The 13,640-nt window shown below is 59.0% G+C and carries 14 protein-coding genes; 5 read left to right on the forward strand and 9 right to left on the reverse strand.

The features are described 5' to 3' along the window. The first annotated feature begins 5 nt into the window (after positions 1–5). On the forward strand, positions 6–2,423 hold the full coding sequence (locus ACQR3R_RS04125; RefSeq protein ID WP_428270735.1) for a TonB-dependent siderophore receptor: 2,418 nt from the start codon (positions 6–8) through the stop codon (positions 2,421–2,423). A 22-nt stretch (positions 2,424–2,445) separates the two neighbouring features. Here ACQR3R_RS04125 and ACQR3R_RS04130 read toward each other — a convergent pair whose 3' ends face one another. Continuing rightward, entirely contained in the window at positions 2,446–2,955 is a 510-nt protein-coding gene (locus tag ACQR3R_RS04130; RefSeq protein ID WP_428270736.1) for a DUF2846 domain-containing protein, read from the reverse strand. A gap of 81 nt (positions 2,956–3,036) precedes the next feature. Next, complete coding sequence (locus tag ACQR3R_RS04135; protein ID WP_428270737.1) at positions 3,037–3,636, reverse strand: hypothetical protein; 600 nt, start codon at positions 3,634–3,636, stop codon at positions 3,037–3,039. A 153-nt stretch (positions 3,637–3,789) separates the two neighbouring features. On the opposite strand from ACQR3R_RS04135, the gene ACQR3R_RS04140 reads away from it, so the two are divergent. From ACQR3R_RS04140 to ACQR3R_RS04155, 4 genes are all read left to right on the forward strand, one after another. Continuing rightward, complete coding sequence (locus ACQR3R_RS04140; protein ID WP_428270738.1) at positions 3,790–4,365, forward strand: YceI family protein; 576 nt, start codon at positions 3,790–3,792, stop codon at positions 4,363–4,365. Positions 4,366–4,494: 129 nt separating this feature from the next. Beyond that, positions 4,495–5,040 (forward strand): sigma-70 family RNA polymerase sigma factor, encoded by a 546-nt coding sequence (locus ACQR3R_RS04145; RefSeq protein WP_428270739.1) that lies wholly within the window; start codon positions 4,495–4,497, stop codon positions 5,038–5,040. Beyond that, positions 5,037–5,996, forward strand: a complete 960-nt coding sequence (locus ACQR3R_RS04150; protein WP_428270740.1) for a FecR domain-containing protein — start codon at positions 5,037–5,039, stop codon at positions 5,994–5,996. Before ACQR3R_RS04145 ends, ACQR3R_RS04150 begins: the two co-directional genes overlap by 4 nt. A gap of 137 nt (positions 5,997–6,133) precedes the next feature. After that, complete coding sequence (locus ACQR3R_RS04155; RefSeq protein WP_428270741.1) at positions 6,134–8,629, forward strand: TonB-dependent siderophore receptor; 2,496 nt, start codon at positions 6,134–6,136, stop codon at positions 8,627–8,629. 52 nt (positions 8,630–8,681) lie between these two features. Here the strand turns inward: ACQR3R_RS04155 and ACQR3R_RS04160 are convergent, their stop codons facing one another. The 7 genes from ACQR3R_RS04160 to ACQR3R_RS04190 all read right to left on the reverse strand — a co-directional run bounded on the left by ACQR3R_RS04160 (position 8,682) and on the right by ACQR3R_RS04190 (position 13,399). Beyond that, a complete protein-coding gene (locus ACQR3R_RS04160) occupies positions 8,682–9,155 on the reverse strand; it encodes a periplasmic heavy metal sensor (RefSeq protein WP_428270742.1) in 474 nt (157 codons plus the stop codon). After that, positions 9,152–9,586 carry a hypothetical protein gene (locus tag ACQR3R_RS04165; RefSeq protein ID WP_428270743.1) on the reverse strand — a complete coding sequence of 145 codons (435 nt, stop codon included), beginning with the start codon at positions 9,584–9,586 and terminating at the stop codon, positions 9,152–9,154. Before ACQR3R_RS04165 ends, ACQR3R_RS04160 begins: the two co-directional genes overlap by 4 nt. Continuing rightward, the gene (locus tag ACQR3R_RS04170; protein WP_428270744.1) at positions 9,583–10,164 is read right to left on the reverse strand and encodes an RNA polymerase sigma factor; all 582 of its coding nucleotides are present in this window, start codon (positions 10,162–10,164) and stop codon (positions 9,583–9,585) included. Before ACQR3R_RS04170 ends, ACQR3R_RS04165 begins: the two co-directional genes overlap by 4 nt. Before the next feature lie 15 nt (positions 10,165–10,179). Next, positions 10,180–10,500 carry a YXWGXW repeat-containing protein gene (locus tag ACQR3R_RS04175; RefSeq protein ID WP_428270745.1) on the reverse strand — a complete coding sequence of 107 codons (321 nt, stop codon included), beginning with the start codon at positions 10,498–10,500 and terminating at the stop codon, positions 10,180–10,182. Between the two features lie 306 nt (positions 10,501–10,806). After that, positions 10,807–11,232 (reverse strand): DoxX family protein, encoded by a 426-nt coding sequence (locus tag ACQR3R_RS04180; RefSeq protein ID WP_428270746.1) that lies wholly within the window; start codon positions 11,230–11,232, stop codon positions 10,807–10,809. Positions 11,233–11,259: 27 nt separating this feature from the next. After that, positions 11,260–12,372, reverse strand: coding sequence for a Gfo/Idh/MocA family oxidoreductase (locus ACQR3R_RS04185; RefSeq protein WP_428270747.1), 1,113 nt, complete (start codon positions 12,370–12,372; stop codon positions 11,260–11,262). 136 nt (positions 12,373–12,508) lie between these two features. After that, positions 12,509–13,399, reverse strand: coding sequence for a LysR substrate-binding domain-containing protein (locus tag ACQR3R_RS04190; protein WP_428270748.1), 891 nt, complete (start codon positions 13,397–13,399; stop codon positions 12,509–12,511). Positions 13,400–13,640: the final 241 nt, after the last annotated feature.

Below are 13,640 nucleotides of genomic sequence, written 5' to 3' on the forward strand. Positions count from 1 at the left end.
TTTGCATGTCCTTTTTCCCTCGTTCATCTTCACTCGCCAGCGCGATGCACACGGCTGTGCTGGCGTTGGGTGTGTCCGCCAGCCCGATGTTGTTCGCCGCCGATGTTCAACATTATTCGATTGCCCCGGGGTCTCTGGGTCAAGCGTTGTCCAGTTTCGCCGCTACCGCCGGGGTCAATCTGGCGATTGATCCGGCGCTGGTGCAGGGCCGTCGAAGTGCAGGGCTGGAAGGGGATTACCCGCTACAAAACGGTTTTGCCCGACTGTTGGCTGGCAGCGGTTTGCGTGCCACCTCGCAGGGTGACGGTGTGTACGTACTGCAGGTGATTCCTCAAGGTGCTTCGTCGGTAGAGCTTGAGCCAACGCAGGTTCAAGCCACTCGCCCGAGTGAGGAAACCGGTACCGGGCCGGTTCAGGGTTATGTCGCCAAACGCACCACGGTCGGCACTAAAACCGATACGCCGATCAATGAAATTCCGCAGACGATTTCGGTGATTACCCGCGACGAGATGGACCAGCGCGGCGTGCAGGATTTCAACTCCGCAGTGGCTTATACGCCGGGCATTCGCGTGCTTGATTATGCCGGCGGGCAGGGCGCGCCAGACATCTTCATGCGCGGCTTTCGAGCGTTCAACCTGTTCGGTATTTATCAGGATGGTTTGCGTACCGGCTTCAACCAGTACGACACCAACTTCGAGACTTTCGGCCTGGAGCGCATTGACGTGGTCAAGGGCCCGGCCTCGGTGCTGTTCGGCCAAATGGCACCGGGTGGCGTGGTCAACATGACCAGCAAACGGCCGCAGGAAACTCCGATTCATCACATCGAAGTACAAGGTGGCAGTTTCGATCGCCGCCAGATCGGTCTCGACCTTGGTGATCAACTCGACAGCGCCGGCACCTTGTTCGGCCGCGTGGTGATGTTGCAGCGTGACAGCGCAACCCAGGTCGATCACTCACCAGACGACCGCACTTACATCGCACCGTCGCTGACCTGGAAACCCGACGACGCTAACACGCTGACTGTGCTCACCAGCTACAACAAGAGCAAAACCGGTGGTTCGGAACAGAGTTTTCCGGCCATCGGCACCGTGCTTAAAAGCCCTTACGGGCACATCGATTCCGACACCTACCTGGGCTGGAAGGGCAGTTATTACCATGTCGAAACCACCTCGGTCGGTTCGATCTACGAGCATCTGTTCGATAACGGCTGGAAGTTCCAGCAGAACCTGCGCTACATGCATTCCAATGTCGGCTTCCTTTCCAGCGGCCCGGACGTGGTGCTCAATGATGACGGGCGCACGCAAGATGTCGGTTTGCAAAAACGTCCGAAAAGCAGCGACACGTTCATGGTCGACAACTCTGTGCAGGGCACCTTCAACACCGGGCCTTTGCAACACACGTTGCTGACCGGCGTGGATTACTCGCACTACACATCACAAGAGACGCGCCGTAATGGCGATCCGGACCCGGAATTCGAGATGCTCGATCTGTACAGCCCGGTCTACGGTGGCGGTGCAATCTGGTACGACCCGTTGCAGCGCGACACCAAAAGCAAAATGCAGCAAGTGGGCGTGTACGTTCAGGACCAGATCAAACTGGATCGCTGGGCGCTGACCATCGGTGGCCGCGAAGATTGGGCAATGGACCGCGAGACCGGCGTGTATTTCGGCACCGAGAGTATCGACACCGAGCAGCGTGATCACAAGTTCACCGGGCGCATTGGCCTGGCGTACCTGTTCGATAACGGCATCACGCCGTATGCCAGTTACAGCACATCGTTCCAGCCCAACCCGGACACCGACCGCGATGGCGCATTGTTCAAACCGACCGAAGGCAAGCAATACGAAGTCGGGGTGAAATACCAGCCACCGGGTTACGACGCTTCGGTGACCGTATCGGCGTTTGACCTGACGCAGAAAAACGTCACCACCGCCGATCCGGTCTACACCGGATTCTCGGTGCAGAGTGGCGAGGTTCGTTCACGCGGGTTCGAGGTGGAAGGCAAGGCCAGCCTGGCGCATAACCTGAACATGTTGGCGTCGTATGCCTACACCGATGCCGAGATCACCGAAGACACCACCTACAAGGGCAACACACCGCGCGCCATTCCCCGCGACACTGCCAGCGTGTGGCTGGACTACACGCTGGACAGCGGTGTGTTCGACGGTGTCGGGATGGGCGTTGGCCAGCGTTACATCGGCTCTTCCTACAACGTTCAGAACACTGTGAAAGTGCCGCACTACACGCTCACCGATGCCTCGCTGCGTTATGACCTGGCCAAGGTTGGCCTCGACGGAACCCGGCTCTCGGTGACTGCCAATAACCTGTTCGACAAGCACTACTTCGAGCCCGGGTTCTACGAGGATTCAGTGTTGTACGGCAACCGCCGCAACGTGATCGCGACGCTTAGTTACGATTGGTGAGGCCCACCCCGGTCAGCGTCATTCATTGCGGCGCTGCCGGTACCTGCTGGCACCACTTCATCGAGCGCAATGCCTGCTCTTCCGGCACCAGGGCGTAACGGAAGTAGAAGCGCTGCAAGTTGAAGCTGGCGTCATTGATTTCGCCCAGCGTCTGATCATCCTTGAAGTCCATGGACGATGTTTCGTCGGCGATGAAATAGACGTTGCCGTTCGCAACCGTCAGGTCAAATGCCTTATTGACCGAGTTGGTAACAATCGGTGGTGTGGTGGATTTGATGTGGTACTTGCCAGCGGGGAGGGTGGTCTTGAAGTAGCCACCGGATGGCAGGCTGCCGACCGGTTTGCCATCCACAGTAATCGTCGGTGCGACGCCGTAGCCGACGCTGGCAGCGGTGCGATAAAAATACACGGTGGCCAGGTCTGGCCGGGATTCTACCGGGCCGGTGAAGAAAGGTTGACCCTTGAGGTCCGGACCGCTGGCGCAGCCGCTCAGCAAGGACAGTGCAGTGAGCAGGCAGGTTAACAGCAGCATGCAGCGTTTCATGGCGAGACATTCCAGACGTTGAACGAGATGACTGGGCCGGGCTGTTTTACCAGGCCCGAACCCGTGGAATCAGAAAGTGCAGAGGCCTTTTCCCGAGTCTTTTGCATCGGATGTGGGCCAGGGTTTGAATGCGCTTTGGGCCGTCACATTCGAAATCTGCTTGTCCCTGAGCATTGGGTACTTTTGCTTCAAAGCCGTGAGTGCGTCATTGCCGTGATCGACGTTGGACAGGCAAAAAGTCAGGGCATTGGCGTACAGATCACCGATGTAGGCGATTTCCCCGGCTTTTACGCTGAAAACCACGGGTGCGGGTTGCGTCATTGCGTACCCCGCGTAGTAGTAATAACTCCAGCTGGTGAACTCATACTGGCCTGCGGGCACCTCGTACATGAAGAGGTTACCGAGCAGGTTCGGCGAGGGCCGATCGTCTTCATTGAACATCGTTTTAAGGTCGATGGTCGCGCTCGGTTCTGTGCGCGCTTTTATCTGCACCTGCAGGCCATGTGGCTGCGTCAGAAATCCCTCGGTGATCGAGCCAATGATGATCGCTTTGGCGGGGTCTGGTGCGCGACTGCCATCGTATCGGGGGGTTGTGCAACCGGCCAGAAGACTGGCGGCGAGAACGATAGCTGAACAGGTGAGAAGGGTGCTGCTGACTTTCCGTAGCATTGGTTTTCAAGATCCATGATTGCGTGTTGATTCCGGCCGGTGGCCTTGCAAAGCGTGACAAAGAGTACTGATGGCGTTGGCAAGTGGCAAATCGAACTATCATGGATAAACCTTCAGCACCCACGCTGACGTGAGCTTCCGGCGGAGAACCCCATGCAGTTGCAGCTACTCTGTTCGCGTTCCATCGCGTCGGTCGCCGTGCTCACGTTTGGCGTAATGTCTTGTGCCTCAGCCGTTGAATACACAAGGGTCAACCCGACCGCCAGCCAGATCAGCTTCACCTACAACCAGATGGGCACAAGAATGTACGGCACATTCGGCAAGTTCCAGGCCACGCTGGATTTCGATACGGACAAACCCGAGGCCGCTCGCGTCAAACTCGACATCGACATGGCCAGCATCGACGCCGGCAGTGACGATGCCAATAGCGAGATGCCCAAACCCGCCTGGTTCAACACCGCTGATTTTCCGCTGGGCACTTTCGAGTCAACCCGCGTGAAAGACCTCGGCAACAACAAATACCTGGTCACCGGTAATCTGACGATCAGGGGCATCACTCGCCAGGTTGAGGTGCCGGTGGTATTGAGTCCGGATAATGAAATCGGCTTATTCACTGGCGAACTCGTTCTCAAGCGTGATGATTTTGAGGTGGGAAAAGGCGAATGGGCAGACACCGTGGTCTCCAAGGATATCGACATCAAATTCCGTGTCGTTGCCCCTCAACGCTGACTGCCGCGCCGCACCAACACGTCACCACTCCTTCCCAATGGCAGCGGCTTTACGTCGCTTGCTCTGCTGTGATTTTGCTGTCATCGTTCGCGCTACTGGTAATCTTTCTTATTTGAGAAATTTTTTCGTATGCGTGATATGTCCGTGGCTCATGACGATGTAGCCCTTCGTCAGAGGACCTTTACCGAGCTGTATAGCAACCATCATCCCTGGTTGCACGGCTGGCTGCGCAAGAAGCTCGGATGCTCGCATCGTGCCGCAGACCTGGCGCATGACGCCTTCATTCGGGTGCTGGCGCTTGCCGAGCCGCAGGACATCAAAGAGCCACGGGCGTATTTAGCGACCATGGCGGGGCGCTTGCTGATCGATGGCGCGCGACGTCGGCGCATAGAGCAGGCGTACCTTGAAGCGCTGGCGATCCAGGCCAGTGACGCCGGCATGCCCGATCCGGAGGCGATTCACGTGGCGCTTGAGGCTCTCGAGAAAATATCGGTGATGCTTGCAGGTTTACCGGCGAAGTCCCGCGAAGCCTTCCTGTTGAGTCGTCTCGATGGCCTGACCTACAGCGAAATCGCGATCGAGCTCAAGGTCTCGGCCAGCACGGTGAAGAACTACGTGGCCAGCGTTCTCGTTCATTGCTACAAGACCTTGTACGAAGCGGATGCCGTGTCGTGACGGCCATCAATCAGCCGTCCGAGCAGATGATCACCGAAGCCGCCTATTGGCTTACGATGCTGCACGATGACCTGGTCGCACCGGCGGACCGCGAAGCATTCGATGCCTGGTGCGTCGCCGATCCCCAGCATGCCGTGGCGCTGGAACGCATGCGTTTGCTGTGGAGCAGCCTTGACGAGTTGCCACCCAAACCCACACGCATTGCCCTCAAAACCGCTTTCGCACGCGCACCCTCCAAAGCGTCGAGCCGTGGTACTCAGGCTGTCGCCTTGCTGGGTGTTTTGCTGTGCGGCTGGGTCAGTCTCGACCACATGCCCGTGTGGTTTGCCGATCAGCGCACCAGCGTCGGCGAGCGGCGAGAGGTGGCACTTGCCGATGGCAGCCGTGTGCAGCTCAACAGCAATTCGGCGCTGGACGTGAAGTTCGACGGTCAGCAACGAGTGATCGAATTGCTGACGGGCGAGATGTGGGTGGAGGTCGCCAAGGATTCAAGCCGTCCCTTCGTGGTGCGTACCGATCAAGGCACCGCAACGGCGCTGGGCACGCGTTACCTGGTGAAACGCACGGCCGACGGTTCGACCGTGGTCAGCGTGCTGGAGTCGGTGGTTGCCGCCAAGCCCAACGGTGGCGAGACGGTCAACGTCAACGCCGGTGAGAAAACCACGCTCAAGGATGACCGCGCGCAACCACCGCAACCCATTGGCAGCAGCGATTCTGATGCCTGGACGCGGGGTTTGCTCAAGGTCGATGACCAACCATTGAGCGAAGTGCTTCAGGCCCTTGCCAGCTATCGCCGCGGGCTGGTGCGTTTCGACCCGCAAGCGCTGCAAGGCTTGCGGGTTTCCGGGGTGTTCCGTCTGGACAATACCGACGCCGCGTTGGCCACACTGGCCGACAACTTGCCGATCACGGTCGAACACTTCACCGATTACCTGGTAGTGATCAAGCCGTTGTAAATCGTCTGTACGGGCGGCCCGTGCAGGGCTGCCTTCCATTCCCGATAATTATTTAATACAAATCACTCTCATTCCTTGTCCGTTTTTCCGGCATGGCCGTCATGGTTAGTAATGTCTTCCCTTTCGCAGGATTTCCCATGTCACGCTTTGCTCGCCCGTTGCACCCATTGGCACTGTCGGTGGCGATGGCTTTTATCGCCGCGCCACTGTTCGCTGCAGACTCACCGCTGGTGGGGGAACACGTCAGCGCAGTACGCAGTTTTTCGATTCCCGCCGGGGAGTTGAGCCAAGCACTGAACAGCCTCGCCGAGCAAGCGGACCTGGTGCTGGCCTTTGATTCGGCGTTGACCCGAGGTAAAACCAGTCATGGCCTGAGCGGACAATTCAGCACCGGCGAGGCACTCGTACAATTGCTGCAGGGCACAGGCTTGAGTGCGATTGCGCTCTCGGCCACGCGTTATCGCATCGAGCCAGTTCCGGAGTCCAAACAGGGTTCGCTCGAGTTGCAGGCCACCACCGTCAGCGGCGCGTACCAGACCGAGAGCCCGACCGGCCCGGTCAACGGCTACGTCGCGACACGCGCACTGTCGGCGACCAAGACCGACACCGCGCTGAATGAAACACCACAATCGATCTCCGTCGTCACCAAGGACCAGATGCGCGCCCAAGGCGCTGAAAGCCTTAATCAGATATTGCGGTACACCGCCGCCGTGATTCCTGAAACTCGCGGTTCGACGGCGACTCGACTGGATCAACTGACCATTCGTGGTTTTAGCCCGGCGACGTACCTGGACGGCCTGCGCATGCCGGGCAGCCGCGACGCTTCGCCACAAAAGGATTCGTTTGACCTGGAACGTGTCGACATTCTGCGTGGACCGTCGTCCGTGCTGTATGGCCAGGCGAGTCCAAGTGGTGTGGTGAACATGGTCAGCAAGCGGCCACTGGAGACGCCATTTCATGAGATCGGCGTCGAGTACGGCACCTTCAACAAAAAGCGCACCACGTTCGACCTGAGTGGGCCGCTGGATGATCAAGGGGTTTACTCGTATCGCCTGGCCGGCCTTTACGATCAGGCCGATGGCCAGATCGAACACACCGAAACCCAGCGCCAGGCCATTTCGTCCGCGTTTACCTGGCGTCCCGGCGAAGACACATCGCTGACGTTCCTTGGGCATTTTCAGAAAGACCCCAAAGGCGCGTCTTACGGCTCGGTTCCGGCCTACGGTTCGGTATTGAACAGCCCGACGGGGCGTAGCATTGATGTCGACTTCTACGACGGTGAAAGAGACTTCGAAAGGAGCGACCGCGAGTATTTTTCTCTAGGTTATCTGTTTGAACACCACATCAACGATGTGTGGACCGTGCGCCAGAATGCCCGCTACCTGCGCAGCGAAGGCGACTATCGCAGCATTTACAACGGCAGCCTCAAAGCCGATTACCGCACCTCGACCCGCTACACCATCGCCGCCGATGTGAACCTCGATTCCTACGCCCTGGATAACCAGGCACAAGCCAAATTCGACACCGGGCCAGTGCAGCACACCGTGTTGTTTGGCGCCGATTATCAGAACACCAGCACCCACACCAAATCCGGTAACGGCAATGGCCCGACGCTGGATATTTTCGATCCGGTGTACGGCGCTCCGGTTACCACGCCGGCCTTCACCAGTGACGGCACGCAACGCAACGACCAAAAAGGCTTGTACCTGCAAGAGCAGATGAAGTGGGACAAGTGGGTTTTGCTGATGGGCGGACGCTATGACTGGGCGACCAACAACAACAGCACCGTGAATTTGCGCAACAGCGTCAAGACCAAAACCTCACTCGACAGCGAAGCGTTTACCGGCCGCGTTGGCCTGGTCTACCTGTTCGACAACGGTTTGTCGCCGTACGCCAGCTACTCCGAATCGTTCGAACCGCAATCGGGCACCGGTTTTGGCGGCTCGGTGTTCAAGCCGACCGAAGGTACGCAGTACGAAGTCGGGATCAAGTATCAGCCACCCGGCAGCAACAGCTTCATTACCGCCTCGGTCTTCGACCTGCGCCAAAGCAATGTACCGACGCTTGATCCGGACCCAACACATATTTGTGGTGCTGCACGCTGCCAGGAACAGGCAGGCGAAGTGCGCTCGCGTGGTTTCGAGCTTGAAGGCAAGGCCAGCCTCAATGACAACCTGGACATCACTGCCGCTTACGCCTACCTCGATAACCGCGTGGCCAAATCCAACAGCACGGTGCGTTACGCGCCAATTTCCGACATCGGCGTCGGGCCAGCGGTGCCGGCCAAAGGCACCACCAACTACGGTGTACCGCGCCATACCGCCTCGGTCTGGGCTGACTACACTTTCCACGACGGCGTCGCCAAGGGATTCGGTGTCGGCGGCGGCGCGCGTTATGTCGGTTCGTCGTGGGGCGATACCGCCAACACCTTGAAGGTGCCGGGCTACACGCTGATCGATGCCGCTTTGCACTACGACATCCCGCACATCAATAGCGCTAACGACAACCTGCGTTTGGCCATCAATGCCAGCAACCTCGCCAATAAAGAATACGTAGCGTCCTGCTATTCGTATTCGTGGTGCTGGTACGGCGCTCAGCGCACCGTGAACGCGAGTGCCACTTACCAGTGGTAAACCGTTGCTGAGCGATTGGTACGCACGCGGTGATGGTTGCCGACGCAGTGCTTTAATTACGGTTCGCCGCCCGGCCCTTGGCGTTGCCGCGTTCAAACATCGATTCGACCAGCGTCTGCCGTTCCTCGGGTGGCAGCGTGCTGGCGAATTCGGCCAGGTTGGCATCGACCTTGGCGCGCAAGTTGATGTCGGCCTCGCGGGCTTTACCCATATCACTTTCCAGCGCACTGCGGTCCAGTGTCGGCGCCTGCAATTGGCGAATGACGTCCAGGCGCGCATCGCGGCTGGCAGCAATCAATGGCTGGTTTTCAAGACGCGTCTGGCGCAGTAACTGCCGCAGTTGATGACGTTTGGCCGGCGGTAACTGCACCAAGGCCTTGCGCAAGCCGTGTTGCGGCATCGCCAACATCGGTTTGGCCTGGTTATGCCACTGATAGAGGCCGCCGGCGACGCCGCCGATCAGAAACACATTCAGCAGCAGCGACACCACCAACAGGGCTTTGAAACGTTTTGATGGCTGAGTCACTGTTCTGCCTCCTCGGCATTGATACTCATGACGAAGTCGGCATCGCTCTGCTCGAATATGCTGGGCAGAACGTCGTGCGAGGAGGGCAGCGGCATGCCCAGTGAAACCACCAGCATCCCGGCAGCGATGCCTGCCAGGCCTACGCCGACGAAGCCTGCGCGTGAGAACCAGTCGATATGGCGCCGCCAGAACGACGGCGCTGCATTGAGCGGCGCCGAGGCGATGATTCGCCGAGCCAGCGCCGGGTCCGCGATAACGACCTGGTGCTTGTCGAGCAACGTGTCTAGCCAACGGGCCTGATGCAGCGTGTCTAACGCCATGGGGTGGCGGCTGTCGAGCAACGACTGGGCCGCGGCCCGCTCGCTGATCGGCCAGCGTTGCAAGTCTGCGCCGTAAGCGTCGGCCAGGTGACTGAACCGTTCGGGTGTCATCGTTTTCCCCTCCTTAGGACCGAGTCGTCGTGGGCATCGACAAGGTGATTACGCAAGTTGCGGCGTGCCCGCGACAACAAGCTTTCCAGTGCTTCGACGGTAATATTCATCAACGCCGCCGCCTCGATATTCGACAGTTCCTGGTAGTACTGCAGCACGATCGCTTCACGTTGGCGGTCAGGTAGCGCGGCCAATGCAGCGGCCATATGGTCGCTTTGTGCGCTCGCTTCCAGTTGCTCCAGCGGTAACGGCGCCGGGTCGACCTGTTCGGCCAACTCATCGGTGTCGGGCAACGGTTGTTCTTTACGGGCACGCAAACGGTCGTAGCACAAGTTGAGCGCGACCCGGTGCAACCAGGTATCAAACCGCGCCTGGCCACTGCGCCATTGCGCGGCTTGTTTCCATATCCGCAGAAAGCTTTCCTGAGCCACATCCCTGGCCTCATCGGCGTCGCCGAGCAAACGCCCGGCGAGCGCCAGCAGACGGGGCAACTTGCGCAGCACCATCTCGTTCACAGCGTGTGCTTCGTTGTTGCCGATGCGGGCCAACAACTCGACGTCTGGATCATCTTCGTTCAAGGGCAGGTCTCGCGCTTACCGCACCCAATGCCCTTCCACCCAGCGCCAGTTCGGCCCGCGTGCCTGCCAATGGCCCGGTTTCCAGCGAGCGCCGTGCATCACGGGTTGCCAGTGACCTGGCATCCACGCATAGCCGCGACCGTCCCAGCGCCAATGGCCCTGATCCCAGGCATAACCGGGACGCCCCGGGGGCATCATCTCGACGCGCATTGGCGGCGGCGCCTGTTGGATGATGATTTCCTGCTGAGCAAACACGGGTGTACTGGCCAGCGCGGCAATGGCCAACGGCACGAGCATCAAGTGCCGCATTTTGAACAGGGGGCGCACAAATCGCATGACAACTCCTCAGGCCTGCATCCGAAAGTGAATGCTGCTGATAAGTTGAACGCGGCAGATGTGAAAGATCCGTCGCGCCAAAATGAAATATTTTTCAGGCAGCGCCAGCGACGGATAAATCAGCCTCGGAACGTTCAAATGTTAACCGCCAATACAATATGTCTGCTGGCGGTTGCCATTGACCTTTGAGGATTCAGCCATGTCCCGCCGTCTCAGACTGATCGCTTGCCTAGCCGTATTAATGACCTTGAACGGCTGCGTTTTTTATGGTCATCCGCACCGTTGCTGCTGGCGGTATGACGCCCACTACGCGCGTTGATCGACGCGGCGCTTGAAAGGCCAGGAGATCCATTCGCCACAAAACAGGGCGGCCCAGACCAGTACCGGTTGGAACGCCAGTCGTGGCGCGTGGTAACCCCAGCCCAGCACCACGCCGCCAACGGGAATATTTTCCAGGGCATGTTTGACGTTCGCCGGGAACACGCAGATGGCGTACAGCGCGAACATCAACGCCGCCAGTTTGCGCAGGCGCGGTGTCAGCAATGCCACCGCGCCCAGCAGTTCCAGGCAACCGGTGATCATGACAACCGTGAACGGGTAGGGCACCCACTCCGGGACGATGGTCACAAAACCTGCGGTTGCGTACAGATGAAAGAAGCCCGCCACGGCGTAAAACAACGCGAGGACTGCCCGAAGGGTGCGTCTGCAATCACGGGCAATCACTTGGGTCATCGTCGTGCAAGCTCCTGAAGTGCCCCGTTAGTGGTTATCGATGGCTCCACTGTACGGCGACTGAACCCCGATTTTAGCCGCATCGAGCAACCTGTGCATACGCACCGCATCGTTGAAGGTTGCCGCCACGTGAGTGCCCTCGGCCAGGTCCTGCGCATACACGGCATACAGTTCTGCCAGTTCGAGCACGGCCGATGATAATGCCGAGGCCGGCAAGCGCTGGTAGATGTCAGGGATCGGCAGGATCTGCAGAGGCAGGTTATCGCCGTGCGCACCTGCGATCACATAGTCATCGCCCACGCCTCCGAACGCTGATCGGTTGGTGATTTTCAGGTCGCCTTCGTGGCCGCTGATGTCGATCTGTACACCGGCGCCATTGCGCTTGCCGCCTTCGATATGCACCGATATCACCCCGCCATCTTCCAGCATGCCGGTCAGCACCATCTGGTCTGGCGCGGTGCTGTCCAGCACTTCGCCGGTTTCCTTGATCGTCACCTGCGGGAATTGACTCAGCACCAATCCCGAGACGCTCACTGGCCATCCGGTAGCGGTGAAGAGCATGTCGAGAAAGTGCCCGGAATAAATCGAGACGATACTGGAAAAATTTTCTTCGGGCGCGGTCCAGCGCAGGGCGTTGGCGCGGATCGCCTGGAAGTCATGCGTGCTGACGTGCAGGCGCACCGAGCGCAGTTTGCCGACATAACCTTGCTGCAGCAGGTCTTGCAGATAGCGGTTATGCGGGGCATGGCGACGTTGCAAGCCGACGATATGACGCACGCCCGCATCGTTCGCCAGGTGCACTAACTGTTCTGAGGCTGCGGTGGTGGTGGTCAGCGGCCATTCGCAATAGACATTCTTGCCGGCGGCAATGACCGCACGTACCGTTTTTTCGTGCTGTGGGGCAGTGTTCAGCACCACCACCAAGTCCACTTCGGGGTTGTGAATCAGCGCATCCAGCGATTCGGCGACGTGAGGAATACCGTACTCGTCAGCCGCCGCTTCAGCCCGCTCGCGGTGTTCGCTGTACACCGCTTGCACGTGGTATTGCGGCAACAAGGCCAGCACCCGCAAATGACCGTGTCGAGCCCAGGTGCCAACGCCGACGATGCCGACACGAATAGGAAAATGTGCAGTTGTCATGAAGATGCCTCGCAGGTGATGGCTCAGAGAGGCAAATTCTAGAGCGCACGCTGGGCGGGAAAAACAGCCCATAGCGCCGATCACTTCGGACATGAACGGCGCTAATCGGCAGACCAAAGCGCTTCAACGTTGATTGTCAAACCTTGAGAATGTGGTCCTTGAAGAAGTCGATCAACACGCGAAGCCTCGGTACGGTCTGCCTGGCGGCTGGCCAGAGCATCCACAGGTCGCTGTTGTGATCGGTGTAATCGCCAAGCACGACCTTCAGTCTGCCGTCGGCCAAAGGCTGACGGATTGAAAAGTCCGGCAGGCAGGCAATGCCGACACCGTCTATCGCCAGGTACGTCAGCGGATCCATCGTGGTGCAGATCATCGCTCTCGATAAGTTCGGCTCAATGTGCGTCTCGCCGACACGCAGTGGCCAGCGCTCGATCAATCCGGTGGCCGGAAATTTGTGCAGCAGGCAAGTGTGGCGGATCAAATCGTCCGGGTGCTGTGGTTCGCCGTGACGCTCCAGATAATCGGGGGAAGCCACCAGCTGCAACTGAAAGGCGCCCAGTTTTCGTGCCATCAGCCGTGAGTCTTGTGGCGCGCCGGTGCGGATAACCGCATCAAAACCTTCCTCGATCACATCGACCATGCGATCGGACATGTCCACGTCCAGCTCGATGTCGGGAAACGCGCGAATAAATCCTGCCAATACCGGCATGATCAACACGTTCTGGATGGGCACGCTGATACGCACTTTGCCGCGAGGGCTGGCGGACAATTCCAGCAGCTCCATTTCGGCCGCTTCCACTTCACTGAGAATGCGTTTGCAGCGGTGCAGGAACAGTTCGCCTTCGGTCGTCAGCGTCATGCTGCGAGTGCTGCGATGAAACAAGCGCACGCCCAGACGTTCTTCCATGCGGGCCACGCTTTTGCCCACCGCCGAAGCAGACATTTCCAGCAAACGGCCAGCTTCAGTGAAGCTGCGGGTTTCGGCCACCTGAATAAAAGCCGTGATGCCGCTGAGGCTGTCCATCATGGGAGGCGTGCTCGATGCAAAAAGGGAGAGTGCAGGGTAGAGGTGAGTTGTGGGTTTGCAAAGCGCGGCGCAGTTCATCCAGTGTTCGGCTTGCCAGCGATGGCGTCCTCGGAGCCGCCATCACCGGCAAGCCGGTTTCCTACGGGATTTGTATTCGGGGCATCAACCCCGGGATCACCACGGACCGTAGGAGTCTGGCTTGCCAGCGATGGCGTCCTCGGAGTCGCCATCACCGGCAATC

Origin of the sequence: Gordonia sp. IEGM753 (assembly GCF_050321825.1) — a bacterium.
Lineage (GTDB): Bacteria > Pseudomonadota > Gammaproteobacteria > Pseudomonadales > Pseudomonadaceae > Aquipseudomonas.

Excerpts from the sequence above, each read along its gene's own strand:
- ACQR3R_RS04180 (WP_428270746.1), bottom strand. The coding sequence starts at position 11,232 with ATGACCCAAGTGATTGCCCGTGATTGCAGACGCACCCTTCGGGCAGTC.
- ACQR3R_RS04190 (WP_428270748.1), bottom strand. The coding sequence starts at position 13,399 with ATGATGGACAGCCTCAGCGGCATCACGGCTTTTATTCAGGTGGCCGAA.
- ACQR3R_RS04130 (WP_428270736.1), bottom strand. The coding sequence starts at position 2,955 with ATGCTGCTGTTAACCTGCCTGCTCACTGCACTGTCCTTGCTGAGCGGC.
- ACQR3R_RS04185 (WP_428270747.1), bottom strand. The coding sequence starts at position 12,372 with ATGACAACTGCACATTTTCCTATTCGTGTCGGCATCGTCGGCGTTGGC.
- ACQR3R_RS04140 (WP_428270738.1), top strand. The coding sequence starts at position 3,790 with ATGCAGTTGCAGCTACTCTGTTCGCGTTCCATCGCGTCGGTCGCCGTG.
- ACQR3R_RS04155 (WP_428270741.1), top strand. The coding sequence starts at position 6,134 with ATGTCACGCTTTGCTCGCCCGTTGCACCCATTGGCACTGTCGGTGGCG.
- ACQR3R_RS04125 (WP_428270735.1), top strand. The coding sequence starts at position 6 with ATGTCCTTTTTCCCTCGTTCATCTTCACTCGCCAGCGCGATGCACACG.
- ACQR3R_RS04175 (WP_428270745.1), bottom strand. The coding sequence starts at position 10,500 with ATGCGATTTGTGCGCCCCCTGTTCAAAATGCGGCACTTGATGCTCGTG.
- ACQR3R_RS04165 (WP_428270743.1), bottom strand. The coding sequence starts at position 9,586 with ATGACACCCGAACGGTTCAGTCACCTGGCCGACGCTTACGGCGCAGAC.
- ACQR3R_RS04145 (WP_428270739.1), top strand. The coding sequence starts at position 4,495 with ATGCGTGATATGTCCGTGGCTCATGACGATGTAGCCCTTCGTCAGAGG.
- ACQR3R_RS04135 (WP_428270737.1), bottom strand. The coding sequence starts at position 3,636 with ATGCTACGGAAAGTCAGCAGCACCCTTCTCACCTGTTCAGCTATCGTT.